Source organism: Streptomyces sp. NPDC127114, from assembly GCF_042677525.1.
GTDB lineage: Bacteria > Actinomycetota > Actinomycetes > Streptomycetales > Streptomycetaceae > Streptomyces.
Genome location: NZ_JBHXTJ010000053.1, coordinates 15,289 through 37,861 on the forward strand (window position 1 = coordinate 15,289; position 22,573 = coordinate 37,861).

Genomic DNA, 22,573 nt, shown 5'->3' on the forward strand with positions numbered 1-22,573 from the left:
GCGCAGCCCCCAGCCCCCCCCCCACCGTACCACGCCCCCAGCCCCGGTCCTCCCGCGCCGCTACCACCGGGCCTCGGTGGTCAGCTACGGGCCTCAGTGGGAGTGGCCGTGGCCACCGTGGCTGTGGCCGTGGTTCTCCGGCTCCTCCTCCTTCTTCTCCACCACGAGGGTCTCGGTGGTGAGGAGCAGGGAGGCGATCGAGGCGGCGTTCTCCAGGGCGGAGCGCGTCACCTTCACCGGGTCGATGACGCCGGCCTTGACCAGGTCGCCGTACTCGCCGGTGGCGGCGTTGAAGCCCTGGCCCTTGTCGAGCTCCGCCACCTTCGCGGTGATGACGTAGCCCTCGAGGCCGGCGTTCTCGGCGATCCAGCGCAGCGGCTCGACGGCGGCGCGGCGGACGACCGCGACACCCGTGGCCTCGTCGCCGGTCTTGTCGAGGTTGCCCTCGAGGACCTTGACGGCGTGGACCAGCGCGGAGCCACCACCGGAGACGATGCCCTCCTCGACCGCGGCGCGGGTCGCGGAGATGGCGTCCTCCAGACGGTGCTTCTTCTCCTTCAGCTCCACCTCGGTGGCGGCGCCGACCTTGATCACGCACACGCCGCCGGCCAGCTTCGCGAGGCGCTCCTGGAGCTTCTCGCGGTCCCAGTCGGAGTCCGTGGCCTCGATCTCGGCCTTGATCTGGTTGACGCGGCCGAGGACGTCCTCGGAGGAGCCGGCGCCGTCCACGATCGTGGTGTCGTCCTTGGTGACGGTCACGCGGCGGGCGGTGCCCAGCACGTCCAGACCGGCCTGGTCGAGCTTGAGGCCGACCTCCTCGGAGATGACGGTGGCACCGGTGAGGGTGGCCATGTCCTGGAGCATCGCCTTGCGGCGGTCACCGAAGCCGGGCGCCTTGACGGCGACGGCGTTGAAGGTGCCGCGGATCTTGTTGACGACGAGGGTGGAGAGGGCCTCGCCCTCGACGTCCTCGGCGATGATCAGCAGCGGCTTGGAGCCACCGGCCTGGATGACCTTCTCGAGCAGCGGCAGGAGGTCCTGGATGGAGGAGATCTTGCCCTGGTTGATCAGGATGTACGGGTCGTCGAGGACGGCCTCCATACGCTCCTGGTCGGTCACCATGTACGGGGACAGGTAGCCCTTGTCGAAGGCCATGCCCTCGGTGAAGTCGAGCTCCAGTCCGAAGGTGTTGGACTCCTCGACGGTGATGACACCGTCCTTGCCGACCTTGTCCATCGCCTCGGCGATGAGCTCGCCGACCTGCTGGTCCTGCGCGGAGAGCGCGGCGACGGCGGCGATGTCGGACTTGTCGTCGATCGGGCGCGCGGTGGCGAGCAGCTCGTCCGAGACGGCCTTGACGGCGGCGTCGATGCCCTTCTTCAGGGCGGCCGGGGAGGCGCCGGCGGCGACGTTGCGCAGACCCTCGCGGACCAGGGCCTGGGCGAGGACGGTGGCGGTGGTGGTGCCGTCACCAGCGATGTCGTTGGTCTTGGTCGCCACCTCCTTCACCAGCTGGGCGCCGAGGTTCTCGTACGGGTCCTCGATCTCGACCTCGCGGGCGATCGTGACACCGTCGTTGGTGATGGTGGGGGCGCCGAACTTCTTGTCGATGACGACGTTGCGGCCCTTGGGGCCGATCGTCACCTTCACCGTGTCGGCCAGCTTGTTGACGCCGCGCTCAAGGGCGCGACGGGCGTCCTCGTCGAACTTCAGGATCTTCGCCATGGGAGCGATTCAGCCCTCTCGGAAATCGTTGAAAAAACTGCGCCCCTGGACGCCCGCGGAGAAACCAGGGGGTCAGGGGCGCAGTTCAAAGCATCTCTGCAGGTGCCTTGGGGTGACTTACTTCTCGATGATCGCGAGCACGTCGCGAGCCGAGAGGACGAGGTACTCGTCGCCGTTGTACTTCACCTCGGTGCCGCCGTACTTGCTGTAGAGCACGACGTCGCCGACCTTCACGTCGAGCGGAAGGCGCTCGCCGTTCTCGAAGCGGCCCGGGCCCACGGCGAGGACGGCGCCCTCCTGGGGCTTCTCCTTCGCGGTGTCCGGGATGACCAGGCCAGAGGCGGTGGTCTGCTCCGCGTCGAGCGGCTGGACCACGATGCGGTCCTCGAGCGGCTTGATGGCAACCTTGGAGCTGGTGGTCGTCACGATCCGACCTCCCCCTTCGGAGATCTCACGGGGTTAACTGTCTGAGGTGGCGACCAGGTGGATCCGTCGTCGCGGGTGCCGGACCTGCCCGTCGCTGTGTTGGCACTCTCCTTCGGGGAGTGCCAGAGCCGAGACTATGACCGCGATTAGCACTCGGTCAAGCGGAGTGCCAATTCACGACCCCGTGGCGTGACGGGCCGGTGCCGCTTCCTCCCGGAGAGGGGGAACGCTCGGGCGGATCTTGTGGTTCCGTACGAGCGGGCTCACCTTCTCCGCGGCCTTGCGGCCCAGCCGTTCGATCGGGTCGACCGAGGAGGCACAGGCCGGGACGGCGGCGAGCAGCGCGCCGGTCAGGGCCAGGGCGGCGGTCAGCCGGCGCGCCCGGCTCATACGTAGTCCTCCAGCCTCGCCACCGCGTACCCCTTGGCCGTGACCGTCTTCATGACCCTCCGGATCATGTCCGGCATGCTGCCCTTCCAGTCCTGCTTGCCCCGGAAGTGGGTGAGGATGATGTCGCCGGGGTGCAGGTCCCGGTCCCACTCGCGCCATTCCATGTGGTCGGGGAAGGCCTCGGACGCCCACAGCGGGACCGCCTTGACGCCGCAGGACTTCGCCGCGCGCAGGGTGTCCTGGTTGTAGTTGCCGTACGGCGGCCGGAAGAGCGGCGGCCGCTTGCCGTAACGCTTCTCGATGACGTCCTGCATCCCGCAGATCTGCCGCTTCTGGTCGTCGTAGTCGAGGCCCGGCAGATAGGGGTGGGTGAGCGTGTGGTTGTGCAGGGACACCCCGGCGTCCTGCATCTTCTTGAAGTAACCGTAGTCGCCCTTCACCAGGTAGTTGCTGAGGAAGGCGCTGTACGGGATCTTCAGGTCGCTCATCATCCGCAGCAGCTCGGGGTCCTTCTCCGCGCCGTCGTCGATCGTCAGGAAGACGATCTTCTCCTTGGTCGGCACGGTGGTGAAGACCGGCGGCAGGTCCGTCCCCTTGGTCTCGAAGCCCTTGCGGGTGGTGATCCTCGGCTTCACCCTGGGCGGCTCGGGCGCTTCGAGCGGCGGCTGGGCCAGGCCCCACTTCTTCGCGGCGGCGACCCTGGCGGCGCGCGCCTTGCGGACCCGCTGGACGTACGCGTCGAGCGCGCCGGCCGCGCCCTCGACGCGCGGCTGCTGGCCCGCGGCCGGCTTGGCCGGGCCCGCCGGGGCGGCCGGGGCGGCCGGGGCGGGCCGGTCCTCCGCGGCGGGCCCGGCACAGGCGGCGCCGAGCGCGCCGACGAGCAGGGCGGCCCCGACCGCCCGCACACCCCGGAAGAGGGGCTTCTGTTCCTTTTGTCTGACAAGCTGCATGGCGCCGCATCCTGTCAGCGGCACGCCCTTCCGGGCCGCCGACACCACCGGCGGCCGCCCACCGTCCCCCGGCCGGCCCGCACCCGTCCGGACCGCACCCGTCCGGGGAGGCCGGGGCCCGACCGGGAAGGCCGGGGCCCGACCGGGAAGGCCGGGGCCCGACCGGGAAGGCCGGGGCCCGACCGGGAAGGCCGGGGCCCGTCCGGGAAGGCCGGGGCCCGGCACCCCGGACCGGTCCCGGTGCCACGGGACCCGCCAGAATGGGAGGGGTGACCGACCTCGCCGCCTTCACCGCACTGCTCGCCCCCGAGGGGCAGGCCCTCCTCGACGCCCTGCGCGACTACGACCCCGCCCAGGAGCTGGCGGTCGCCTCGCGACTGCGCCGCGACCACCCCGCCGAGCTGGTCTCGGCGGCGCTCGGGCAGGCCCGGCTGCGGCAGCGCGCGGTCGCCAAGTTCGGCGCCGAGGACGCCCACCGGATGTACTTCACGCCCAACGGCGTCGAGCAGTCCACACGGGCGAGCGTCGGGGCCTACCGGGCGGAGCGGATGCGGGCGCTCGGCGTGCGCGCCGTCGCCGACCTGTGCTCCGGCATCGGCGGCGACGCGATCGCGCTGGCCCGCGCCGGGATCTCCGTGCTCGCCGTCGACCGCGACCCGCTGACCGCCGAGGCGGCCCGCGCCAACGCCGCCGCCCTCGGCCTCACGGACCTCATCGAGGTCCGCTGCGCCGACGTGACCGAGATCGACACCAGCCCGTACGACGCCGTCTTCGTGGACCCGGCGCGGCGCGGCGGGCGGGGCCGCATCTTCGACCCGGAGGCCTATTCGCCGCCGCTCTCCTGGGCGGTCGAGGCGGCCCGCAAGGCGCCGCACGCGGCCCTGAAGATCGCGCCCGGCATCCCGCACGAGGCGGTGCCGGACGAGGCCGAGGCGGAGTGGATCTCGGACGGCGGCGACGTGAAGGAGGCCGTGCTCTGGTTCGGCACCGAGCCGGGCGCCCGCCGCGCCACGCTCCTGCCCGGCGGCGCGTCGCTCACCGGGCGCGCGCTGCCCGACCCGGCGGTCCGGCCCGTCGGCCGCTATCTGTACGAGCCCGACGGCGCCGTCATCCGCGCACACCTGGTCGCCGAGGTCGCCGAGCAGCTCGGCGGCGGACTGGTCGACGAGACCATCGCGTACGTCACCGCGGACGAGCTGCGGCCCACGCCGTACGCCGCCGCCTACGAGATCACCGACGAACTCCCCTTCAACCTCAAGAAGTTGAAGGCCCTGCTGCGGGAGCGCGAGGTCGGCACGCTGACCGTGAAGAAGCGCGGCTCGGCCGTCGAACCCGAGGAGATCCGCCGCCGGGTGAAGCCCAAGGGCCCGAACTCGGCGACGGTGCTGCTCACTCGGGTCGCGGGGGCTCCGACGATGCTGATCGGGGGTCCTGCCGGCGGGTGACCGGGCCGGTGACCCGGAGCGCCAGGCGGTAGTGGGAGACGGCCTTGGTCAGCCCGATGAGGCCGTTGATCCAGAGGATGAGCGCGACGCCCATGCCGTACGCGACGAGGCCGTAGCCGCCGTCCAGGCCGATGCCGTCGGCGTCCCGGGAGGTGCCGGCCGGGACGGCGAAGCCCAGCCACAGGCCGATGCCGCACATCGCGGCGGACAGCAGCATCCAGGAGACGCTCAGGACCGGCGCCCGCAGCCGCGCGTCGGTGGGCCCGTGCCGGTCGAGGACCGCCCACTGGACGAGCCGCTCTCGCGCGATCCGGTCCTGCCGCACGGACCGCACGGTCAGCCACACCGCCGGCGCGAGGACGCCGATGCCGAGCGCGGCCACGATCAGGCCGACGAGCATCGCGATCGGGTCGAGGATCGCGCCGCCGAGCGAGGTGAGCAGCACGCCGACCATCCCCCAGCCGAGCTGGAGCAGCAGCAGGCAGGCCAGGAAGAGCGCGAGCCGCCCGCCGCCGAGCAGCCGCCGCCCCAGCGCGTCGAGCGCCACCGCCCGGTCGACGAGCCGCGCCTCGCGGTCGGGCCAGTTCTGGATCTCGGCGGGCGGGGGCGGCGGAGGCATCGGTATGCGCGGGGACATGGTGGAAGACCCTACCCAGGCACCGTCTACGCCCCTGGCTCCGGGCCGAGTTCGCGGGCCCGCTCGCGCAGCAGGGCGCGCTCCCGTTCGTTGCGGGTGAGTCCCGCCGCGCGCTCGAACTCCGCCCGCGCGTCCTCGGTCCGGCCCAGCCGGGCGAGGAGGTCGCCGCGGACGCTCGGCAGCAGGTGGTAGCGGTCGAGGGCGGGCCCCGCGGCGGCGGCGAGCGCGTCGACGAGGGCGAGACCGGCGGCCGGGCCCTCGGCCATGGACACCGCGACGGCCCGGTTGAGCTCGACGACCGGTGAGGGCGCGACGGCGGCGAGCCGCCCGTAGAGCGCGGCGATGGTGGCCCAGTCCGTCTCCTCGTAGGTCGCCGCCCGCGCGTGGCAGACGGCGATGGCGGCCTGGAGGGCGTACGGACCGGTGGCGCCGCCCACCGCGACGGCCCGCTCCAGGGCGGCGAGGCCGTTACCGGCTCGGCTCACAGGCTGTCGAACGGCGGGATGATCCGGACGATGACGATGAGGCGGGCCCTCGGCGCGGCGAGGAAGTAGAACCATCCGCCCGCCGCATCCATGCGCCGCAGTCCCCCCGGCCGCGGTCCGTCGCCCTGATCGCCGACGTCCACTCCCATCCGGGCGAGTTCGACCAGCTGAGCAGTCAGTCGCTCGACCTCGGCGACGACCCCGGCGGGGATTCCTCCCGCCACGTGCTCGCTGTCGGGGTCGTACTCCCAGCGCCAGTCCTCACTCACCGCCGGTACCCGACACGGCTTCCCGCGCCTCGTCCAGGATGCGGCCGAGCTGGGCGGCGGCCGCGCGGACCTCGTCCGCGTCACCGGCCGCGACCTGGGCCTCCAGCTCCCTGAAGCGTGAGGCCAGCCGGGGCAGGCGCTGGATCTGGACGAAGACCGCCCAATGGGCGATGAAGCGGCGGAGCGGACCGAGATCCGAGCCCAGACGTGCCTGATCGGCCGCCTGGTCCAGTTCACGCGTGAACGCGGGTAGCGCCGCCGGCGCGATCTGCGCCACAGCCTGGCGCAGCGCGGCGACGGTCGACGGCGGCTGTGGAATCAGCGGCTGATCGGACGCGCTCGCGGTCATGTGTTCTCCCATGGCCCGGATGGTGAACCGTGCGTCAAGCCTAGCGACCGGGAATCCGGAGCAGTCGCCCGATCGGGCGACTTTCAGACGTAGTCCTCCAGACGCGCCACGGTGAAGCCCTGCTCCTGGATGTGCCGGAGCAGGTTGGTCATCATCTGGGTCATCGTGCGGCCCTTGAGTTCGGACGGACCGCGGAAGTGGGCCAGGATGACGTCGCCGGGGTGGAGCTTCCGGTCGCCGCGCTGGTACTGCATGTTCTGGATCTGCATGGACTCGCGCCACAGCACGATCGCGTCCACGCCGCATTCCTTCGCCGCCGCGCGCGTGTCCTCGTTCCAGTTGCCGTACGGCGGGCGGAAGAGCCGCGGGCGCTCGCCGTATCGTTTCGCCAGCTTCTCCTGCTGGCCGCAGATCTCCTGGCGCTGGGCATCCCGGGAGAGGGTGCGCAGGTTGGGGTGGGTGAGGGTGTGGTTGGCGAGGCCGTGGCCCTGGGCGACGAGCGGCGCGAAGTAGGCGTAGTCGGCGCGGATCGCGGAGTCGGTGAGGAACATCGTCACCGGCACGTCGAGGTCCCGCATCATCGCGACGAACTCGGGGTCCTTCTCCGCGCCGTCGTCGATCGTGATGAAGACGATCTTCTCGCTGGTCGGGATGTCACTGATGACCGGCACCTGGCCGCCGGCCGTCCGGGTCTGCGGCTTCTTCGCGGGCGGGGCGGGCGGCTCCGCGAAGGGCTCCAGGCCCCACTTGCGGTACGCGGCGGCCCGCCGGCCGGGCGCCGCCGGCGCGTCCGGGGCCTTGTTGCCGGCCGAGGGGGCCGCGGAGCCGGACGCCGGGGCCGTACGGTCGGGGGTGTCGGCGTCCGCCGCCGACGTGCAGCCGGTCGCGAACAGAGCAACGGCGGTCAGCGCCGCCCACAGCGCGAGGGTCTTCTTCACGCGCTGTGGGATGCCCGTTCCGGACGAAAGGTTGCCTCCGGTACGACTATCCGACTGACTCGAAGCGCCATCGGTGGACCGGACGGGTGACCAGACCCGCGTCCGGCTCCGGCAGCTCCGGCAGCTCGGCGTCGAGCCCGTCCGCCGTCTCCCACCAGGTGAGGACGAGGACCCGGTCCTGCGGCGCGCGGAAGGTCTCGCGGCGCAGCGGCTCGGCCGCGAGCCGCTGCGCCCGTGCCCAGTCGAGGAGTTCGGCGCCGCGGCCCTCGGCCGCGCGCGCCTCCCACATCAGGGTGACCGTCGTCGTCGACGTCACGAGTACAGGTTCTCCTTGCTGACCTCGTGCACGTGGTCGTGGTCGTGGACGTGCGCGCCCGGCACGTGCGACTCGGTCACCGGCAGCGAGGAGTCGGCCGACAGCTCCAGGTCGGAGGCCGACCGCCCGCGCGCGACCATCTCCGCGCCGAGCGCCGCGACCATCGCGCCGTTGTCGGTGCACAGGCCCGGCCGCGGCACCCGCAGCCGGATGCCGGCCCGCTCGCAGCGCTCCTCGGCGAGGGCCCGCAGCCGCGAGTTCGCGGCCACGCCGCCGCCGATCATCAGGTGGTCGACGCCCTCGTCCTTGCAGGCCCGGACGGCCTTGCGGGTGAGCACGTCGACGACCGCCTCCTGGAACGACGCGGCGACGTCCCGTACGGGCACGTCCTCGCCCGCGTTCCGCTTCGCCTCGATCCAACGGGCCACCGCCGTCTTCAGACCGGAGAAGGAGAAGTCGTACGCCGGGTCCTTCGAGCCGGTCAGACCGCGCGGGAAGGCGATCGCCTCGGGGTCGCCCTCCTTCGCGAGCCGGTCAATGACCGGGCCGCCCGGGAAGCCGAGGTCGAGCACGCGGGCGATCTTGTCGAAGGCCTCGCCCGCGGCGTCGTCGATGGTCGCGCCCAACGGCCGCACGTCGGAGGTGATGTCGCTGGACAGCAGCAGCGAGGAGTGCCCGCCGGAGACCAGCAGCGCCATCGTCGGCTCGGGCAGCCGGCCGTGCTCCAGCTGGTCGACGCAGATGTGCGAGGCGAGGTGGTTGACGCCGTACAGCGGCTTGCCGAGGGCGTACGCGTAGGCCTTGGCGGCGGAGACGCCGACGAGCAGCGCGCCCGCGAGGCCGGGGCCGGCGGTGACGGCGATGCCGTCCAGGTCGCGCGCGGTGATCCCGGCCTGCTTCAGGGCCCGTTCGATCGTCGGGACCATGGCCTCCAGGTGCGCGCGGGAGGCGATCTCGGGCACGACGCCGCCGAAGCGGGCGTGGGTGTCGACGCTGGAGGCGACGGCGTCCGCGAGGAGTGTCGTGCCGTGGACGATGCCGACACCGGTCTCGTCGCAGGACGTCTCGATGCCGAGTACGAGCGGTTCGTCAGCAGCCATCGGAATCAGTCCCAGTTTCAGTCTCAGTTGCTTGAACGGTGTGTCGCATCACGAGCGCGTCCACGTTGCCGGGCTGGTAGTAGCCGCGGCGGAAGCCGATCGGCGCGAAGCCGAAGCGCTCGTAGAGCTTCTGGGCGCGCGTGTTGTCCACGCGCACCTCGAGGAGGACCTCCTCGCACTCGAACGCGGTCGCCGCCTGGAGGAGGTCGGTGAGGAGCCGGGCACCGAGGCCGGTGCCCCACTGGTCGCGGGCGACGGCGATGGTCTGCACGTCGCCGAGTCCGCCGGCGGCGGCGAGCCCGGCGTAGCCGACGAGCCGCCCGCCGGCCGGGTCCTCGGCGACGATGTAGTGACGGGTCGCGCGCGGCCCGCGGGCGTGCGCCAGCTCCGACCAGAACATTCCCTCCGACCAGGCGTCCTCGGGGAAGAGCTCGGCTTCGAGCGCGAGCACGGGCTCCAGGTCCCACCAGCGCATCTCACGGAGCACGGTCGTCACTTCGGGGTGACCACCTTGTAGTTCTTCGGCACCTGCGCGTCGGGGCGGCGCAGGTACATCGGCAGCGGGTCGAGGAAGCCGGCCTCCGCGCCCTCGCCGCCCGCGGCCAGCCTCTCGGCCGCGAGGGCGGCGAGCGCGGCGGCCGACTGGTGCTCGGGGTCGCGGGCGTCCGGGAAGGCGTCCGGGTAGAGCCGGGCACCCGCGCCCACCACCGGCAGCCCCTCGAGCTGCTCGGCGATGTCGGCGGGCCGGTCGACGGACGCCTCCGAGACGCGCGTACGGGAGTCGTCGTACCGCGCCCAGTAGACCTCCTTGCGGCGCGCGTCCGTGGCGACCGCGAAGGGCTCGTCGAGCCCGGCGGCGTAGGCGAGTCCGTCGAGCGTGCACAGACCGTGCACCGGCACACCGAGCACGGAGGAGAAGGTGGCGGCCGTGACGAGGCCGACGCGCAGTCCGGTGTACGGGCCCGGGCCGACGCCGACCACGAGACCGGTCACCGCGTCGAGCGTCAGCCCGGCCTCCTTCAGGACCCGGTCGACGGCGGGCAGCAGCAGCTCCCCGTGCCGGCGGGCGTCGACCTGGCTCGACTGCGCGACGACGGTCTCACCGTCGTGGAGGGCGACGGTCACGGCGGGTGTTGCGGTATCCATGGCGAGCAAGAGCACGCGAACAGCCTACGGCGCCGTGGCAGCGGGAGCGGCGCCCCGCCCGACCCGGGGGACGGCTGCTACGGTCGGGCACCGATACGTAGGTACGACAGAAGGTGGGCGCGCGGTGGCAAGGAGCAGCTCGGGATTCGTGGCCGGGCTCACCGTGGCGGCCGTCGCCGTGATCGGCGTCCTCGCCTATCAGGCCTCGGCCACCGCGCCGTCGCCGGCCGAACTGGCGGCGAAGCCGTCGAAGACGAGTGCGGCGCCCTCGGCCGCGCCGAGCGGCAAGCCGACGCCGTCGGCGAAGGACCCGCTGGCGCTGCCGGTGAACTCCGGTACGGGCGAGCGCGTGGTGTACGCGCTGAGGGACCGCCGGGTGTGGCTGGTCGACGCGAAGAACCAGGTCATGCAGACCTTCTCGGTGATGCCCAGCACGGTCTCGCCGCCGCCGGGCAGCTACGCGGTGACCTCGCGGTCCGGCGCGGTGCGCGGCTCGGACGGCGTGCAGATCGAGCACGTGGTGCGGTTCGCGACGGTGCACGACGTGTCGATCGGCTTCAGCGCGGCCGTGGACGGCTCGACGCCGAAGCCGGACCCGTCGAAGCGCACCGGCGGCATCCGGATGAAGCGCGCGGACGGCGACGCGATGTGGACGTTCGCGTCGATCGGCTCGAAGGTCGTCGTCGTCTCGTAGGGCCTGTCCTGCGGTACGGGGCCGCGCGTCGCCCGGGCCGTGGCGGCCCGGGGCTCAGGCGGCCTCGTCGTGCACGAGGGGCGGCACGGTCCCGCGCTCCTCGTCCTCCGTCGTCGGGGCTCCGGGCTCGCGCGGCGGGGTCGAGACGGCGCTCGCCGCGGCGCAGGAGGCCAGCAGGTCGCGCATCGAGACCATGTCCGGGGTCGCGCCCGGGACCGTGTCCGCTGTGCGTTCCGCGCGCTCCGGCGTCACCATGCCTGCCTCCCGTAGGTTAGGTACACCTAACCAAGCTCGTGCATCCATGTGACCACGGTTCGGAGCACCCGCGCAACATTTTCCCGACACGTTGTCGGAACCTACGTACGTTCAGATCAACGAGAGGTCCTCGTCGGCCCAGCGGCCGCCGATCCCGTTGAGCACGACGGTGCGCCGGTCGTCGACTGTGTCCACGGCGTCTCCCACGACGCGGTGGATCAGGACGTGCAGCCGGTCGTCGGTCAGCTCCTCGACCTTGCCGTCACCCCACTCGACCACGACCACCGATTCGGGCAGCGACACGTCGAGGTCCAGGTCCTCCATCTCGTCGAGACCGCCGCCGAGCCGGTACGCGTCGACGTGCACCAGCGGCGGCCCGTCCACGAGCGAGGGATGGACCCGGGCGATCACGAAGGTCGGCGAGGTGACCGCGCCCCGGACGCCCAGGCCCTCGCCGAGGCCGCGGGTCAGGGTGGTCTTGCCGGCGCCGAGCTCGCCGGTGAGCATCACGAGGTCGCCGGGACGGAGCAGCTTCGCGAGGCGGCGGCCGAGCTCCTGCATCCGCTCGGGCGAGTCGACCTCGACGGTGGCCTGGATGTGCGGTGTGTCCATGCCCGCCAACCTATCCGCTGCCGGAACCCGCCTTCTCCGGGTGCGGCACCCCACCGGCCCGGGCGAGCAGATCGGCGATCCGGTCGGTGACCGCCTCGGGATGCTCCAGCATCACCAGGTGCCCGGCGTCGGGCACGATGACCAGCTCGGCGTCCGGCAGCAGATCGGCGATGGCCTCGGTGTGCGAGCTGGGCGTCACCAGGTCGTGGTCGCCGGCGAGGGCCAGCACCGGGACCGCGCGGAAGGCGGCCAGGGCGGCCGCCTTGTCGTGCTCGGCGAAGGCCGGATAGAACTCCGCGACGACGTCGATCGGGGTCGACTCGATCATCCGCTCCGCGAACCGGACGACGGCCGGGTCGACGTCCTTCGACGAGAACGAGTACTTCTTGATCAGCCCGGCGAACAGGTCCGCGGTGGCCCGCCGGCCCCGCTCCACCAGCTCGGCCTGCGAGCCGAGCGCCCGCAGCACGCCCGGAAGGACCCGGCGCACCGCGTTGACGCCGGCCGTCGGCAGCCCGTAGTTGACCTCCCCGAGCTTCCCTGACGACGTGCCCACGAAGCCGACGCCGACGACCCGCTCGCGGACGAACTCGGGGTGGCGGTCGGCGAGCGCCATCAGCGTCATCCCGCCCATGGAGTGCCCGATCAGGACCAGCGGGCCCTCGGGCGCGGCGGCGTCGAGCACCGCCTTGAGGTCGCGGCCCAGCTGGTCGATGGAGACGGTCACCCCGTCGGGCCCGCGCCCGGAGCGGCCGTGGCTGCGCTGGTCCCAGTGGACGGTGCGGACCAGGCCGCGCAGGGCGGCGCGCTGGAAGTGCCAGGAGTCCTGGCTGAGGCAGTAGCCGTGGCTGAAGACGACGGTGACCGGCGCGGGCGCCTTGCGCCCGAAGAGCCTGCGCCTGCGGGAGGCGGCGGCCTTCGGTGCGGTGAGCGCCGCGTCGGCGGCCGCCGGGTCGACCTCGTCCACCTCGTAGTAGAGCTCGGTCCCGTCGTCGGCGACCGCCCGCCCCGGAGTGCCGCGCAGGGCGCCGTACGGGCCCTCGGCGTCGAGCGCGAGCCGCGCCTTCTCCCGTACCGCACGGCCCACCGTCAGCCGCTCGATGGCGACGCCGGCCGCCGCGCCGGCCGCGAGCACGCCTATCGCGGCACCGGCCCAGCCCGCACGCCGCCAGGTGTCCTCGCCCACGGCGTCCTCCTCCCCTGTCTACTCCCCCACGTAGACGCGCGGGACGCGCGCGCCGATCCGGGTGACGATCTCGTACGCGATGGTGTCGGCGGCCTCGGCCCAGTCCTGCGCCGTCGGCTCGCCCCGGTCGCCGGGCCCGAACAGCACGGCCTCCGTGCCGGCCTCGGGCACGTCGCCGCCGAGGTCGACGACGAACTGGTCCATGGCGACCCGCCCGGCCACCGTGCGCACCCGGTCGCCGACGAGCACCGGCCCGCGGCCCGAGGCGTGCCGCGGGACGCCGTCCGCGTAGCCCAGCGGGATCAGGCCCAGCGTGGTCTCGCCGGGCGTGACGTAGTGGTGCCCGTACGAGACGCCGTGCCCGCCCGGCACCCGCTTCACCAGCGCGACGCTCGCCTTGAGCGACATCACCGGCCGCAGCCCCAGCTCGGCGGAGGTCCCCAGCGCCGGGTCCGGCGACACGCCGTACATGGCGATGCCGGGCCTGACCAGGTCGAAGTGCGCCTCGGGGAGGGTGAGCGTGGCCGGCGAGTTGGCGATGTGCCGCACCTCGGGCTCGATCCCGGCCTTCTCCGCGTAGTCCAGCATGGAACGGAAGACGTCCAGCTGTCCCGGGATCGACGGGTGTCCGGGCTCGTCGGCGCAGGCGAAGTGCGACCACAGGCCGGTGACCTTGACCAGGCCCTGGGCCTCGGCCTTGAGCGCCTCGGTGACGAGCTCGGGCCAGTCGGCGGGCTGGCAGCCGTTGCGGCCGAGGCCGGTGTCGGCCTTGAGCTGGATACGCGCGGGGCGGCCGGTGGCCTGGGCGGCCTCGGTCACCTCCCGGAGCGCCCACATCCCGCTCACGGACATGTCGAGCCCGGCCTCGATGCCCTCGGCCCACGGGTCCCCGGGCGTCCACAGCCAGCACAGGATCCGCGGCTCGCGCAGCCCGGCCGCCCGCAGCGCGAGCGCCTCGTGCGGCGTGGCCGTCCCGAGCCACGTCGCCCCGGCGTCCAGCGCGGCGCGGGCGCAGCGCACGGCGCCGTGGCCGTACGCGTCGGCCTTGACCACGGCCATCATCTGGACGTGCGGCGCGACGCGGGCGCGCAGCGTGCGGACGTTCGCACGCAGCGCGCCGAGGTCGATCTCGGCGCGGGCTCGGCGGTGGAGTGCTGTCTGAGTCATCGCGCCCAGTCTCTCAGGTGTCGGACGCGGGGGGCGTCAGGCCTCGGGCCGCCTGCCCCAGACGTAGACGTGGTCGTCCTGGCGCAGCACGTCCCAGAGCTTCTTGGCGTGGGCGTACGACAGGTTCACGCAGCCGCGGCTGCCGGTGGGCGTGGCGATCTGGCCGTAGACGCCGTGGAAGGCCTGGCCGCCGTCGAAGAACTGGGAGTAGGGCATGGGCGTGTCGTAGATCGACGACCAGTGGTCCTTGTGCCGCCAGTAGACCGTGTGCCACCCGGTCCGGGTGCGGTAGCCGGGCCGGCCGCTGCGGATGTTGACCACGCCGAACGTGACCTTCTTCCCCTTCTGCACCCACATCAGCTCACGGTCGAGGTCGACGCAGGCGACGGTGTACGTCATGACGGGGCACCGGCCGGCGGCGTTGGGGTCCTTGCGGGCGGCGAGCAGCTCGGCGCGGGACCAGGTGACGGGCCCGGCGTACCCGTTCGCGGGCTTGATCTTCTCGCGCTGCTGGAACGCCCGGATCGCCTCGCAGTCGGCGGTGGACTGCCGGCCGTCCACCGGGAGCCGCAGCAGCCGCTCGATCCGCCGCTGGTGGGGCCCGGCCGTGGCGGTGCAGGCGGCACCGGCGGCGCTGCGGGGCAGGTACTCGACGAGCTCGTCGACCTCGCCGGCCGGCACGGGCGTGGGCGTGGGCACCTCCCCTTCGGACCGCGTCGGCGGCAGCACCTGGTCGGGCGTGTCCATCGGGTACTCGGCCCGCCCGGCCCCGGCGATGCCGGGCACGAGCACTTCTCCGGGCTCGGGCGCGTCGGCGGCGGAGACGGCGGGCAGGCCCGGGACGAGAACGACGGCGAGGAACGCGGCGGCGAGCCGCCGGCGGCATCGGGATCTGATCACGCGCCCATCCCACGCCGCCGCTCCGGCGTCCGCCTGCGCTGCGCCACGCGCGGAGCAACGCTTTCGCCCGAGTGGCGGCGGGGCGCCCTTGCGGCGCCGCCCGGGCCGGGCTCCCTCAGGACCGCACGTCCCGCCACGCCTCGGGCAGCGCCGTCGCCACGTCGTTCGCGGCGATCGGGGACGTGCCCCGGGAGGCGCGGCGGGCTGCCAGGCCGTGGAGGTAGGCGGCGGTCGAGAGGGCGTCGACGGGGAGCAGGCCGGCGGCCAGGAGGGAGCCGGCCAGACCGGAGAGGACGTCGCCGCTGCCGGCCGTGGCGAGCCAGTGGGTGCCCGTCGGGTTCACCCGGACCGGGCCGGTGCCGCCCGGCCCGCAGACCAGCGTCGTGGAGCCCTTCAGGAGCACCGTCGCGCCGTACCGTTCCGCCAGTTCGCGGACCGCGGCGAGCCGGCCGGCCTCGACGTCCTCGCGGGCCGTGCCCAGCAGCGCCGCCGCCTCGCCCGCGTGCGGGGTGAGCAGGGTGGGCGCGGTGCGGGCGCGGACCGTCGCGGCGGTCAGGCCGCGCAGCCCGTCCGCGTCGACGAGGACGGGCACGTCGGAGGCGAGGACCTGGTCGACGGCCACGCCCACGCCGGGGCCCTCGCCGACCCCGGGTCCCACGACCCAGGCCTGGACGCGGCCCGCCTTGTCCGGCGGCCCGCCGTGCACCAGCGTCTCCGGGTGGGCGGCGACGACCGCCTCGGCCGCGGGCCCGACGTACCGCACGGCGCCCGCCCCGCCCCGCAGCGCCCCCGCGACCGCGAGGACCGCGGCGCCGGGATAGCGCGCGGAACCGGCGACGACGCCGACGACCCCGCGCCGGTACTTGTCGCTCTCCGCCGCCGGCTCGGGCAGCAGCCGGGCCACGTCCTCGTGCTGGAGCGCCTCCAGGTCGGGCACCGACGGAAGGGAGAGCCCGATGTCGACGAGCCGGAGCGCGCCCGCGTACTCCCGTCCCGGGTCGACGAGCAGCCCCGGCTTGTACGTGCCGAAGGTGAGGGTCGCGTCGGCGCGCAGGGCCTCCCCCGCGACCTCACCGGTGTCGGCGTCGACGCCGCTCGGCAGGTCGACGGCGACGACGACCGCTCCGGAGCCGCGCGCCGCGCGGGCCACGGGCACGGCGTCGGGCCGCAGCCCGCCCCGCCCGCCGATCCCGGTGATGCCGTCCAGGACCAGGTCCGCGACGGCCAGGGCCTCGTACGGGTCGTCCGCGACCCGTCCGCCGGCCGCCCGCAGGGAGGCCAGGCCCGCCTCGTGCGCCCGTGAGCCGAGCAGCACCGCGGTGACCCCGGCGCCGCGCCGGGCGAGGCGGGCGCCGGCGTACAGGGCGTCGCCGCCGTTGTCGCCGCTGCCGGCGAGGACGACGACCCGCGCCCCGTACACCCGGCCGCGCCCGAGCAGCGAGCAGCAGGCGGCGGCGAGTCCGGCCGCGGCCCGCTGCATCAGGGTGCCCTCCGGCAGCCGTGCCATCAGTTCGGCCTCGGCGGCCCGTACGGTCTCCACGCGATGAGCGGTACGCATGGGTCAACCCTCCGCGATCACCACCGCCGACGCCACTCCCGCGTCGTGACTGAGCGACACGTGCCAGTGCTTGACGCCGAGTTCGGCGGCCCGGGCGGCGACGGTGCCCCGCACCCGCAGCCGTGGCTGCCCGCTGTCCTCGACGTACACCTCGGCGTCGGTCCAGTGCAGGTTGCCCGGCGCGCCGAGGGCCTTGGCCAGCGCCTCCTTCGCGGCGAACCGCACCGCGAGGGAGGCGGGCCCGCGCCGCTCGCCGCTGGGCAGCAGCAGTTCGTGCTCGACGAAGAGGCGCTGCAGCAGCCCCGGTGTCCGTTCCAGCGACGCGGCGAAGCGGTCGATCTCCGCCACGTCGATCCCCACCCCGATGATCATCCGTTCACTGCCTCACTCGCTCGCTCACGCACGCACACACCTTCACTCCACGGTCACGGACTTGGCCAGGTTGCGCGGCTGGTCCACCTCGTTGCCCCGTGCCGTCGCCAGTTCGCAGGCGAAGACCTGGAGCGGCACGCTGGAGACCAGCGGCTGGAGCAGCGTGGGCGTGGCCGGGATGCGGATGAGGTGGTCGGCGTACGGGACGACCGCCTCGTCGCCCTCCTCCGCGATCACGATGGTCCGCGCGCCCCGGGCCCGGATCTCCTGGATGTTGGAGACGATCTTGTCGTGGAGGACGGACCGGCCGCGCGGTGAGGGGACGACCACGACGACCGGCAGGTCCTCCTCGATCAGGGCGATCGGCCCGTGCTTGAGCTCGCCCGCCGCGAATCCCTCGGCGTGCATGTACGCGAGTTCCTTGAGCTTGAGGGCGCCCTCCAGGGCCACCGGGTAGCCGACGTGCCGGCCGAGGAAGAGCACCGTGTCCTTGTCGGCGAGGGAGCGGGCCAGTGCGCGCACCGGCTCCATGGTGTCCAGGACCCGCTCGACCTCGTCGCCGATCCTCGCCAGCTCGCGGACCACGGCGTGGATCTCGTCGCCCCACTTGGTGCCGCGCACCTGCCCGAGGTAGAGCGCGAGCAGGTAGCAGGCGACGAGCTGGGTGAGGAAGGCCTTGGTGGACGCGACCGCGACCTCGGGCCCTGCGTGGGTGTAGAGCACGGCGTCGGACTCGCGCGGGATGGTCGAGCCGTTGGTGTTGCAGATGGCGAGCACCTTGGCGCCCTGCTCGCGGGCGTGCCGCAGCGCCATCAGGGTGTCCATGGTCTCGCCGGACTGGGAGACGGCGATGACGAGGGTCCGCTGGCCGAGGATGGGATCGCGGTAGCGGAACTCGCTGGCGAGCTCGACCTCGCAGGGGATACGGGTCCAGTGCTCGATCGCGTACTTGGCGATGAGTCCGGCGTGGAAGGCGGTGCCGCACGCGATGATGACGATCTTGTCGGCCTCGCGGAGCACGGCGTCGGGGATGCGCACCTCGTCGAGGCGGAGTCGCCCGTCGGTGCCGATCCGGCCGAGGAGGGTGTCGGCGACCGCCTTGGGCTGCTCGGCGATCTCCTTGAGCATGAAGTAGTCGTAGCCGCCCTTCTCGGCGGCGGACGCGTCCCAGTCGATGTGGTACGCCCGCACGTCGGCGGGGGAGCCGTCGAAGTCGGTGACGGTGACGCCCTCGCGGGTGAGCTCCACGACCTGGTCCTGGCCGAGTTCGATCGCCGAGCGGGTGTGGGCGATGAAGGCGGAGACGTCGGAGGCGAGGAAGTTCTCGCCCTCGCCGACGCCGACGACGAGCGGGGAGTTGCGACGGGCGCCGACGACGACGTCGGGCTGGTCGGCGTGGACGGCGACGAGCGTGAACGCGCCGTCGAGGCGCTTGCACACGAGCCGCATGGCCTCGGCGAGGTCGCCGACGGAGGAGAACTCCTCGGCGAGCAGATGGGCCACGACCTCGGTGTCCGTCTCGGACAGCAGGTCGTGGCCGCGCTCGGCCAGTTCGGCCCTGAGGGCGGCGAAGTTCTCGATGATGCCGTTGTGGACGACGGCGACGCGGCCCGCGTTGTCGAGGTGCGGGTGCGCGTTGGCGTCGGTGGGGCCGCCGTGGGTGGCCCACCGGGTGTGTCCGATGCCGGTGGAGCCGCTCGACAGCGGGCGGTCCACCAGTTCCTTCTCCAGGTTGACGAGCTTGCCGGCCTTCTTGGCCGCGGCGAGGCCGCCGTCGGAGAGCACCGCGACCCCGGCCGAGTCGTAGCCGCGGTATTCGAGTCGCTTGAGGCCTGCGATCACCACATCGAGCGCCGACTGTCCGCCGACGTAACCCACGATTCCGCACATGACGGCAGCCTACGGCGGAACGTCCCGGACCGGCCGGACTCGGCGCGGCCTGTCCGCGTCCCGACTGCCCGCCCCCGTCCCGACCGTCCGCCCCCGTCCCGGCCGTCCGCCCCGTGCGTGCCCGCTCCCGTGCACCGGGTGTGCATCCGGCCGTCATCCCCGCGCCGCCGGGACCGCCGAGGCTCGGTGCTTTCGCCGTACGGCTCGTACGACACGTACGGCCGTACGCCCCGTACGACACGGACCCGGGGGTGGGCCATCGTCACCGTCATCCGATCCCGCGGCGCGGGAACCGCGACCACCGGCAGCGCGACCGGCACCGGCAGTGCGACCGGCGCGGACCCCGCCCCGCGGATGGACTCCCTCACCGGCCTGCGCTGGTTCGCCGCCTTCGGGGTGTTCCTGTTCCACACCTACGGCTACGCCAAGGAAGCCCCGGCGCTGATGCGGCTGATGACCACGGGCTACGAGGGCGTGGTGTTCTTCTTCGTCCTGTCCGGCTTCGTCATGGCGTGGGTCGCCCGCCCCGAGGACACCCCGGCCCGCTACTACTGGCGCCGCCTGGCCCGCATCTGGCCGCTGCTCGCCGCGACGACGCTGGTCTTCGCGGTCCTCCAGAAGGAGTGGCTGCGGCTGCCGGTCTCGACGGCGGACGTGGTGTGGACGCTCACGCTGGCGCAGGCCTGGAGCACCGACCACTTCTACAGCCTGAACATCGTCACCTGGACGCTGTCCGTCGAGGCCTTCTTCTACCTGCTCTTCCCGCTGCTGTTCCGGCTTCTGACGCGCTGTCCGTCCGGACCGCTCCTGGCCCTGGCGGCGCTGACGCCGGTGGCCACGGCGGCCACGCACGTGGTGGCGCCGCGCCTCGGCCTGGCGCCGGAGACGGCCCGTCTGGTCACGTCCTCGCCGCTGTCGCTGACCCCGATGTTCGTGCTCGGCGTGTGCGCGGCCCTGCTGGTACGGCGCGGTCACCGGCCGCCGTTCGGTTCCGGCACCGCGCTCGTCCTGACGGCCGGCTCGCTGTTCCTGGGCTGGCTGTGGCTGGGGCACCCCGGCGCGGTTCCGTGGCTGGTCCCGAAGCCGGGCGCGCTCGACGCCCTGGTGATGCCGTCCTTCGCGGCGCTGATCACGACGGCGGCCGTGGGCGACCTCCGGGGCCGTCGCTCTCCGCTGACGCGTCGCCCGCTGGTGAAGCTCGGCGAGTGGTCCTTCGCCTTCTACATCTGCCACCTGGTGATGCTGCGGATCTTCCGTCACCTGGGCCTGGGCCCGAGCGCGGGTCTGCGCGCCGACGCGCTCTCGGTCGCCCTGGTGCTGCTGACCACGCTCGCCCTGGCGGCCCTGCTCCACGAGTACCTGGAGAAGCCCGCCGAGCGCCGGCTGCGGGCCCTGCTCCCGGCCCGTACGAGGGCGGCCTGAGGCCCCGGAAAGCGACGGGACCGCACCCGCCGGGCGGGTGCGGTCCCGTGAGCCGGTGAGCCGGCCGGCGTCAGCGCAGCTTGGCGACCTGCGCGGCGATGACGGCGGTCGGCTGCTCCTTGACCTCGCCCGCGAGGCTGGAGGTGGCGAAGCCGGCGAGGTTGTTGCCCTTGCGGAGGACGGCGAGCTTGCTCACCATGACCGTGCCCTCGACGTCGCTGGTGATCGTCCAGGCCAAAGCCTCGTCACCACCGGTGGCGGAGTCCGCGGCGACCTTCGTGACCTTGATCTTCTGGCCGCTGCCGAGGGCGGTGAACCCGCCGGCGCACTCGGTGCCCGCCGTCTTGAGGGAGGCGAGGGCCTGCTCGGCGCCCTGTCCCGCGTACGAGCCGAGCGTCACCGCGGTGGTGGGCGTGCCGAGGGCGCCGAGAGCGTTGCCCGGGTCGGAGGCGGCGTCCTTGCCCGGGATCCGGATGGTCTGCCGGACCGCCTTCGCGCCCGGGGTGCCGGGGGCGACCCAGGCCATGGCCTCGGCGAGCGGCTCGCACGCGGGCTTGTCGGCGCTGACGTCGCCGGGGTTCAGGACGTCGGCGGCCTTGGGCTTCTGCACCTTGTAGCCCTTGAGGTCCGCCTCGCCGACGACGAGCTTCTCCAGCTCGGCGGCGGAGAGTGCCTTGACGTCCGGCTTCGCCGCGGCGGAGGCGGAGGCGTCCGCCTTGCCCGTGTCCTCGGTCTTCTTCTCCTCGCCGCCGCAGGCGGTGAGGAGAAGGGCGAGGGAGGTGACCGCGGCGGCGGCAGCGGCGTGACGAACGGCACGTGCTCTCATGGCTCGACTCTCTTTTCGACTGTGAGCTGTCTGCGTGAACCCTATGTGCGCAGGTCGCGGGCGCCCAGCGAATACATCACCTCGGCCGGCCGCCGCTCCGCCGATTCACTGACATCGACCGAATTGGCCCGTTTTCTGGCGTCATAGGAAGCACACAACGACCCCACAAACCGGTCACAGGGCCGTGATACGTTGCTGGACCGAAAAAGAACGCGACCATTTTCGACGACCCCGGAATTCCTTAGGAGTGGGTCAGCATTTCCGCGACCACCACGAATTCGGCCACCCCGACCCAGGGCGTTCGCACCCGAGCACCCGGCACATCCGGCACACCCGGCGCACCCGGCGCGCACGTCCCCTGGTCCCCGGCGAACCCGTGGGAGCTTCCGGTCGGCGGCACCCGGGTCGACTCATTGACCGGATTGCGCTGGTTCGCGGCGTTCAGCGTCTTCTTCTTCCACGCCCATCCCTATTTCGTGGAGATCGAGAGGGCCGGCCAGCTGGCCGTCATCGGCTACGAGGGCGTCCCGTTCTTCTTCGTTCTGTCCGGTTTCGTCATGACCTGGGTCGCCCGCCCGTCGGACTCGGCGCCGCGCTACTACTGGCGCCGCTTCGCCCGTATCTGGCCACTGCTCGCCGCGACGACGGCGATCACCGTGCTGCTGATGAAATGGTGGTGGCACGCCCGGGTATCGGTGGAAGACATTGTCTGGACCCTCACATTCGCCCAGGCATGGAGTACCGATCACTTCATGACGATGAACATCGTCACCTGGACACTTTCCGTCGAGGCCTTCTTCTATCTCGTTTTTCCGCTGGTCCTGCGGCTGCTGCTGCGCCGCTCGTCGGCCGTCGTCGCCGGGCTGGCCGCGCTGTGCGTCGCGGCCACGGCCGCCACCCGGGTGGCGGCGGTGCTGCTCGACCAGCCGGAGCGGCTCGAGCGGCTCCTGGTGTCCTCACCTCTCGCCCTCAGCCCGATGTTCGTCCTGGGCGTGTGCACGGGCCTCCTCGTACGGCGCGGATGGCGGCCGCCCTTCGGCACCGGCGCCGCCGCCACGCTGACCGCCGGAACGATCCTGCTCTGCTGGCTGTGGATGCGGGAGCCCGACCTCCTCTACCCCTTCCGGGGCGCGATCGGCTTCTTCGACGCCGTCCTCATGCCCGTCTTCGCCCTGCTGATCGCCTCCGCCGCCCTCGCCGACGCCCGCGGTGCCCGCTCCCTGCTGCGCTCCCGCGCCCTGGTGAAGCTCGGCGAGTGGTCCTTCGCGTACTACCTGTGCCACGTGCTCGTCCTGAAGTGCTTCCGTTACCTCGGCCTCGGCCCCGGTCCGGGCCTCGTCCGGGACACCGTCGAGATGGCCGCGGCGGCCCTCGCGGCCCTCGCGGTGGCGGCCCTCCTGCACGAGCTGGTCGAGAAGCCCGCGGAGCGCCGCCTGCGCCGGCTGCTGCCGACCCGCGCCCGCGCCACGTGACCCACCCCACCACCCCGGGTCCCCCACGACCGTCCCGCAGCCA

Annotated in this window: 25 protein-coding genes and 1 pseudogene; 4 read left to right on the forward strand and 22 right to left on the reverse strand. The window is 73.0% G+C overall.

What is annotated here, in order from left to right; all coding sequences use genetic code 11:
• Positions 1-93: 93 nt before the first annotated feature.
• The 4 genes from groL to ACFVGS_RS33180 form a co-directional block, all read right to left on the reverse strand.
• Positions 94-1,725 carry a chaperonin GroEL gene (gene groL / locus ACFVGS_RS33165; protein ID WP_384423038.1) on the reverse strand — a complete coding sequence of 544 codons (1,632 nt, stop codon included), beginning with the start codon at positions 1,723-1,725 and terminating at the stop codon, positions 94-96.
• A gap of 117 nt (positions 1,726-1,842) precedes the next feature.
• Complete coding sequence (groES, locus tag ACFVGS_RS33170; RefSeq protein ID WP_066995800.1) at positions 1,843-2,151, reverse strand: co-chaperone GroES; 309 nt, start codon at positions 2,149-2,151, stop codon at positions 1,843-1,845.
• Between the two features lie 174 nt (positions 2,152-2,325).
• A complete protein-coding gene (locus ACFVGS_RS33175; protein ID WP_385695736.1) occupies positions 2,326-2,541 on the reverse strand; it encodes a hypothetical protein in 216 nt (71 codons plus the stop codon).
• On the reverse strand, positions 2,538-3,491 hold the full coding sequence (locus tag ACFVGS_RS33180; RefSeq protein ID WP_384423035.1) for a polysaccharide deacetylase family protein: 954 nt from the start codon (positions 3,489-3,491) through the stop codon (positions 2,538-2,540). Before ACFVGS_RS33180 ends, ACFVGS_RS33175 begins: the two co-directional genes overlap by 4 nt.
• Before the next feature lie 260 nt (positions 3,492-3,751).
• On the opposite strand from ACFVGS_RS33180, the gene ACFVGS_RS33185 reads away from it, so the two are divergent.
• Positions 3,752-4,936 carry a methyltransferase domain-containing protein gene (locus ACFVGS_RS33185; RefSeq protein WP_385695739.1) on the forward strand — a complete coding sequence of 395 codons (1,185 nt, stop codon included), beginning with the start codon at positions 3,752-3,754 and terminating at the stop codon, positions 4,934-4,936.
• Here ACFVGS_RS33185 and ACFVGS_RS33190 read toward each other — a convergent pair.
• The 9 genes and pseudogenes from ACFVGS_RS33190 to tsaB all read right to left on the reverse strand — a co-directional run bounded on the left by ACFVGS_RS33190 (position 4,881) and on the right by tsaB (position 10,191).
• Positions 4,881-5,573 (reverse strand): hypothetical protein, encoded by a 693-nt coding sequence (locus ACFVGS_RS33190; protein ID WP_385695742.1) that lies wholly within the window; start codon positions 5,571-5,573, stop codon positions 4,881-4,883. The two genes, ACFVGS_RS33185 and ACFVGS_RS33190, sit on opposite strands and share 56 nt — an antisense overlap.
• Positions 5,574-5,599: 26 nt before the next feature.
• Positions 5,600-6,040, reverse strand: a pseudogene (locus ACFVGS_RS33195) (RNA polymerase subunit sigma-24); the annotation flags it as partial.
• Between the two features lie 14 nt (positions 6,041-6,054).
• On the reverse strand, positions 6,055-6,327 hold the full coding sequence (locus tag ACFVGS_RS33200) for a hypothetical protein (protein WP_385695744.1): 273 nt from the start codon (positions 6,325-6,327) through the stop codon (positions 6,055-6,057).
• The gene (locus ACFVGS_RS33205; RefSeq protein ID WP_385695746.1) at positions 6,320-6,676 is read right to left on the reverse strand and encodes a hypothetical protein; all 357 of its coding nucleotides are present in this window, start codon (positions 6,674-6,676) and stop codon (positions 6,320-6,322) included. The genes ACFVGS_RS33200 and ACFVGS_RS33205 overlap by 8 nt, the downstream gene beginning before the upstream one ends.
• Positions 6,677-6,759: 83 nt before the next feature.
• Positions 6,760-7,614: a polysaccharide deacetylase family protein gene (locus ACFVGS_RS33210; protein ID WP_385695749.1), complete on the reverse strand. Its 855-nt coding sequence runs from the start codon at positions 7,612-7,614 to the stop codon at positions 6,760-6,762.
• Between the two features lie 46 nt (positions 7,615-7,660).
• Positions 7,661-7,903 (reverse strand): hypothetical protein, encoded by a 243-nt coding sequence (locus tag ACFVGS_RS33215; RefSeq protein ID WP_384423044.1) that lies wholly within the window; start codon positions 7,901-7,903, stop codon positions 7,661-7,663.
• A gap of 23 nt (positions 7,904-7,926) precedes the next feature.
• Positions 7,927-9,030, reverse strand: a complete 1,104-nt coding sequence (tsaD, locus tag ACFVGS_RS33220; protein ID WP_384423026.1) for a tRNA (adenosine(37)-N6)-threonylcarbamoyltransferase complex transferase subunit TsaD — start codon at positions 9,028-9,030, stop codon at positions 7,927-7,929.
• Complete coding sequence (rimI, locus tag ACFVGS_RS33225; protein WP_384423042.1) at positions 9,020-9,505, reverse strand: ribosomal protein S18-alanine N-acetyltransferase; 486 nt, start codon at positions 9,503-9,505, stop codon at positions 9,020-9,022. The genes tsaD and rimI overlap by 11 nt, the downstream gene beginning before the upstream one ends.
• Positions 9,506-9,522: 17 nt before the next feature.
• Complete coding sequence (gene tsaB / locus ACFVGS_RS33230; protein WP_384423024.1) at positions 9,523-10,191, reverse strand: tRNA (adenosine(37)-N6)-threonylcarbamoyltransferase complex dimerization subunit type 1 TsaB; 669 nt, start codon at positions 10,189-10,191, stop codon at positions 9,523-9,525.
• A gap of 109 nt (positions 10,192-10,300) precedes the next feature.
• Here tsaB and ACFVGS_RS33235 point away from each other — a divergent pair, with 109 nt between their 5' ends.
• Positions 10,301-10,870 (forward strand): hypothetical protein, encoded by a 570-nt coding sequence (locus ACFVGS_RS33235; RefSeq protein WP_385695752.1) that lies wholly within the window; start codon positions 10,301-10,303, stop codon positions 10,868-10,870.
• Between the two features lie 54 nt (positions 10,871-10,924).
• On the opposite strand, the gene ACFVGS_RS33240 is transcribed toward ACFVGS_RS33235, so the two are convergent.
• From ACFVGS_RS33240 to glmS, 8 genes are all read right to left on the reverse strand, one after another.
• Positions 10,925-11,125, reverse strand: a complete 201-nt coding sequence (locus tag ACFVGS_RS33240; protein WP_384423021.1) for a hypothetical protein — start codon at positions 11,123-11,125, stop codon at positions 10,925-10,927.
• Between the two features lie 111 nt (positions 11,126-11,236).
• Positions 11,237-11,737: a tRNA (adenosine(37)-N6)-threonylcarbamoyltransferase complex ATPase subunit type 1 TsaE gene (tsaE, locus tag ACFVGS_RS33245; RefSeq protein ID WP_385695756.1), complete on the reverse strand. Its 501-nt coding sequence runs from the start codon at positions 11,735-11,737 to the stop codon at positions 11,237-11,239.
• Positions 11,738-11,747: 10 nt separating this feature from the next.
• Positions 11,748-12,923 carry an alpha/beta fold hydrolase gene (locus tag ACFVGS_RS33250; protein ID WP_385695759.1) on the reverse strand — a complete coding sequence of 392 codons (1,176 nt, stop codon included), beginning with the start codon at positions 12,921-12,923 and terminating at the stop codon, positions 11,748-11,750.
• Positions 12,924-12,941: 18 nt separating this feature from the next.
• Complete coding sequence (alr, locus tag ACFVGS_RS33255; protein ID WP_384423015.1) at positions 12,942-14,090, reverse strand: alanine racemase; 1,149 nt, start codon at positions 14,088-14,090, stop codon at positions 12,942-12,944.
• A 36-nt stretch (positions 14,091-14,126) separates the two neighbouring features.
• Positions 14,127-14,987, reverse strand: coding sequence for a L,D-transpeptidase family protein (locus ACFVGS_RS33260; RefSeq protein WP_384423040.1), 861 nt, complete (start codon positions 14,985-14,987; stop codon positions 14,127-14,129).
• 118 nt (positions 14,988-15,105) lie between these two features.
• The gene (locus tag ACFVGS_RS33265; RefSeq protein ID WP_384423014.1) at positions 15,106-16,548 is read right to left on the reverse strand and encodes an NAD(P)H-hydrate dehydratase; all 1,443 of its coding nucleotides are present in this window, start codon (positions 16,546-16,548) and stop codon (positions 15,106-15,108) included.
• 3 nt (positions 16,549-16,551) lie between these two features.
• Positions 16,552-16,920, reverse strand: a complete 369-nt coding sequence (locus tag ACFVGS_RS33270) for a holo-ACP synthase (RefSeq protein ID WP_384423012.1) — start codon at positions 16,918-16,920, stop codon at positions 16,552-16,554.
• A 42-nt stretch (positions 16,921-16,962) separates the two neighbouring features.
• Positions 16,963-18,810, reverse strand: a complete 1,848-nt coding sequence (gene glmS / locus ACFVGS_RS33275; RefSeq protein WP_385695762.1) for a glutamine--fructose-6-phosphate transaminase (isomerizing) — start codon at positions 18,808-18,810, stop codon at positions 16,963-16,965.
• Between the two features lie 186 nt (positions 18,811-18,996).
• On the opposite strand from glmS, the gene ACFVGS_RS33280 reads away from it, so the two are divergent.
• Positions 18,997-20,232: an acyltransferase family protein gene (locus ACFVGS_RS33280; RefSeq protein ID WP_385695765.1), complete on the forward strand. Its 1,236-nt coding sequence runs from the start codon at positions 18,997-18,999 to the stop codon at positions 20,230-20,232.
• Positions 20,233-20,302: 70 nt separating this feature from the next.
• On the opposite strand, the gene ACFVGS_RS33285 is transcribed toward ACFVGS_RS33280, so the two are convergent.
• Positions 20,303-21,058 carry a hypothetical protein gene (locus ACFVGS_RS33285; protein WP_385695768.1) on the reverse strand — a complete coding sequence of 252 codons (756 nt, stop codon included), beginning with the start codon at positions 21,056-21,058 and terminating at the stop codon, positions 20,303-20,305.
• A 413-nt stretch (positions 21,059-21,471) separates the two neighbouring features.
• Here ACFVGS_RS33285 and ACFVGS_RS33290 point away from each other — a divergent pair, with 413 nt between their 5' ends.
• Positions 21,472-22,530, forward strand: a complete 1,059-nt coding sequence (locus ACFVGS_RS33290; RefSeq protein WP_385695771.1) for an acyltransferase family protein — start codon at positions 21,472-21,474, stop codon at positions 22,528-22,530.
• The last annotated feature ends 43 nt before the right edge of the window (positions 22,531-22,573 follow it).

Excerpts from the sequence above, each read along its gene's own strand:
- glmS (WP_385695762.1), bottom strand. The coding sequence starts at position 18,810 with ATGTGCGGAATCGTGGGTTACGTCGGCGGACAGTCGGCGCTCGATGTG.
- rimI (WP_384423042.1), bottom strand. The coding sequence starts at position 9,505 with ATGCGCTGGTGGGACCTGGAGCCCGTGCTCGCGCTCGAAGCCGAGCTC.
- groL (WP_384423038.1), bottom strand. The coding sequence starts at position 1,725 with ATGGCGAAGATCCTGAAGTTCGACGAGGACGCCCGTCGCGCCCTTGAG.
- ACFVGS_RS33190 (WP_385695742.1), bottom strand. The coding sequence starts at position 5,573 with ATGTCCCCGCGCATACCGATGCCTCCGCCGCCCCCGCCCGCCGAGATC.
- ACFVGS_RS33215 (WP_384423044.1), bottom strand. The coding sequence starts at position 7,903 with ATGTGGGAGGCGCGCGCGGCCGAGGGCCGCGGCGCCGAACTCCTCGAC.
- ACFVGS_RS33175 (WP_385695736.1), bottom strand. The coding sequence starts at position 2,541 with ATGAGCCGGGCGCGCCGGCTGACCGCCGCCCTGGCCCTGACCGGCGCG.
- tsaE (WP_385695756.1), bottom strand. The coding sequence starts at position 11,737 with ATGGACACACCGCACATCCAGGCCACCGTCGAGGTCGACTCGCCCGAG.
- ACFVGS_RS33185 (WP_385695739.1), top strand. The coding sequence starts at position 3,752 with ATGGGAGGGGTGACCGACCTCGCCGCCTTCACCGCACTGCTCGCCCCC.
- ACFVGS_RS33270 (WP_384423012.1), bottom strand. The coding sequence starts at position 16,920 with ATGATCATCGGGGTGGGGATCGACGTGGCGGAGATCGACCGCTTCGCC.
- ACFVGS_RS33205 (WP_385695746.1), bottom strand. The coding sequence starts at position 6,676 with ATGACCGCGAGCGCGTCCGATCAGCCGCTGATTCCACAGCCGCCGTCG.
- ACFVGS_RS33285 (WP_385695768.1), bottom strand. The coding sequence starts at position 21,058 with ATGAGAGCACGTGCCGTTCGTCACGCCGCTGCCGCCGCCGCGGTCACC.
- ACFVGS_RS33240 (WP_384423021.1), bottom strand. The coding sequence starts at position 11,125 with ATGGTGACGCCGGAGCGCGCGGAACGCACAGCGGACACGGTCCCGGGC.
- tsaD (WP_384423026.1), bottom strand. The coding sequence starts at position 9,030 with ATGGCTGCTGACGAACCGCTCGTACTCGGCATCGAGACGTCCTGCGAC.
- ACFVGS_RS33180 (WP_384423035.1), bottom strand. The coding sequence starts at position 3,491 with ATGCAGCTTGTCAGACAAAAGGAACAGAAGCCCCTCTTCCGGGGTGTG.
- ACFVGS_RS33265 (WP_384423014.1), bottom strand. The coding sequence starts at position 16,548 with ATGCGTACCGCTCATCGCGTGGAGACCGTACGGGCCGCCGAGGCCGAA.
- alr (WP_384423015.1), bottom strand. The coding sequence starts at position 14,090 with ATGACTCAGACAGCACTCCACCGCCGAGCCCGCGCCGAGATCGACCTC.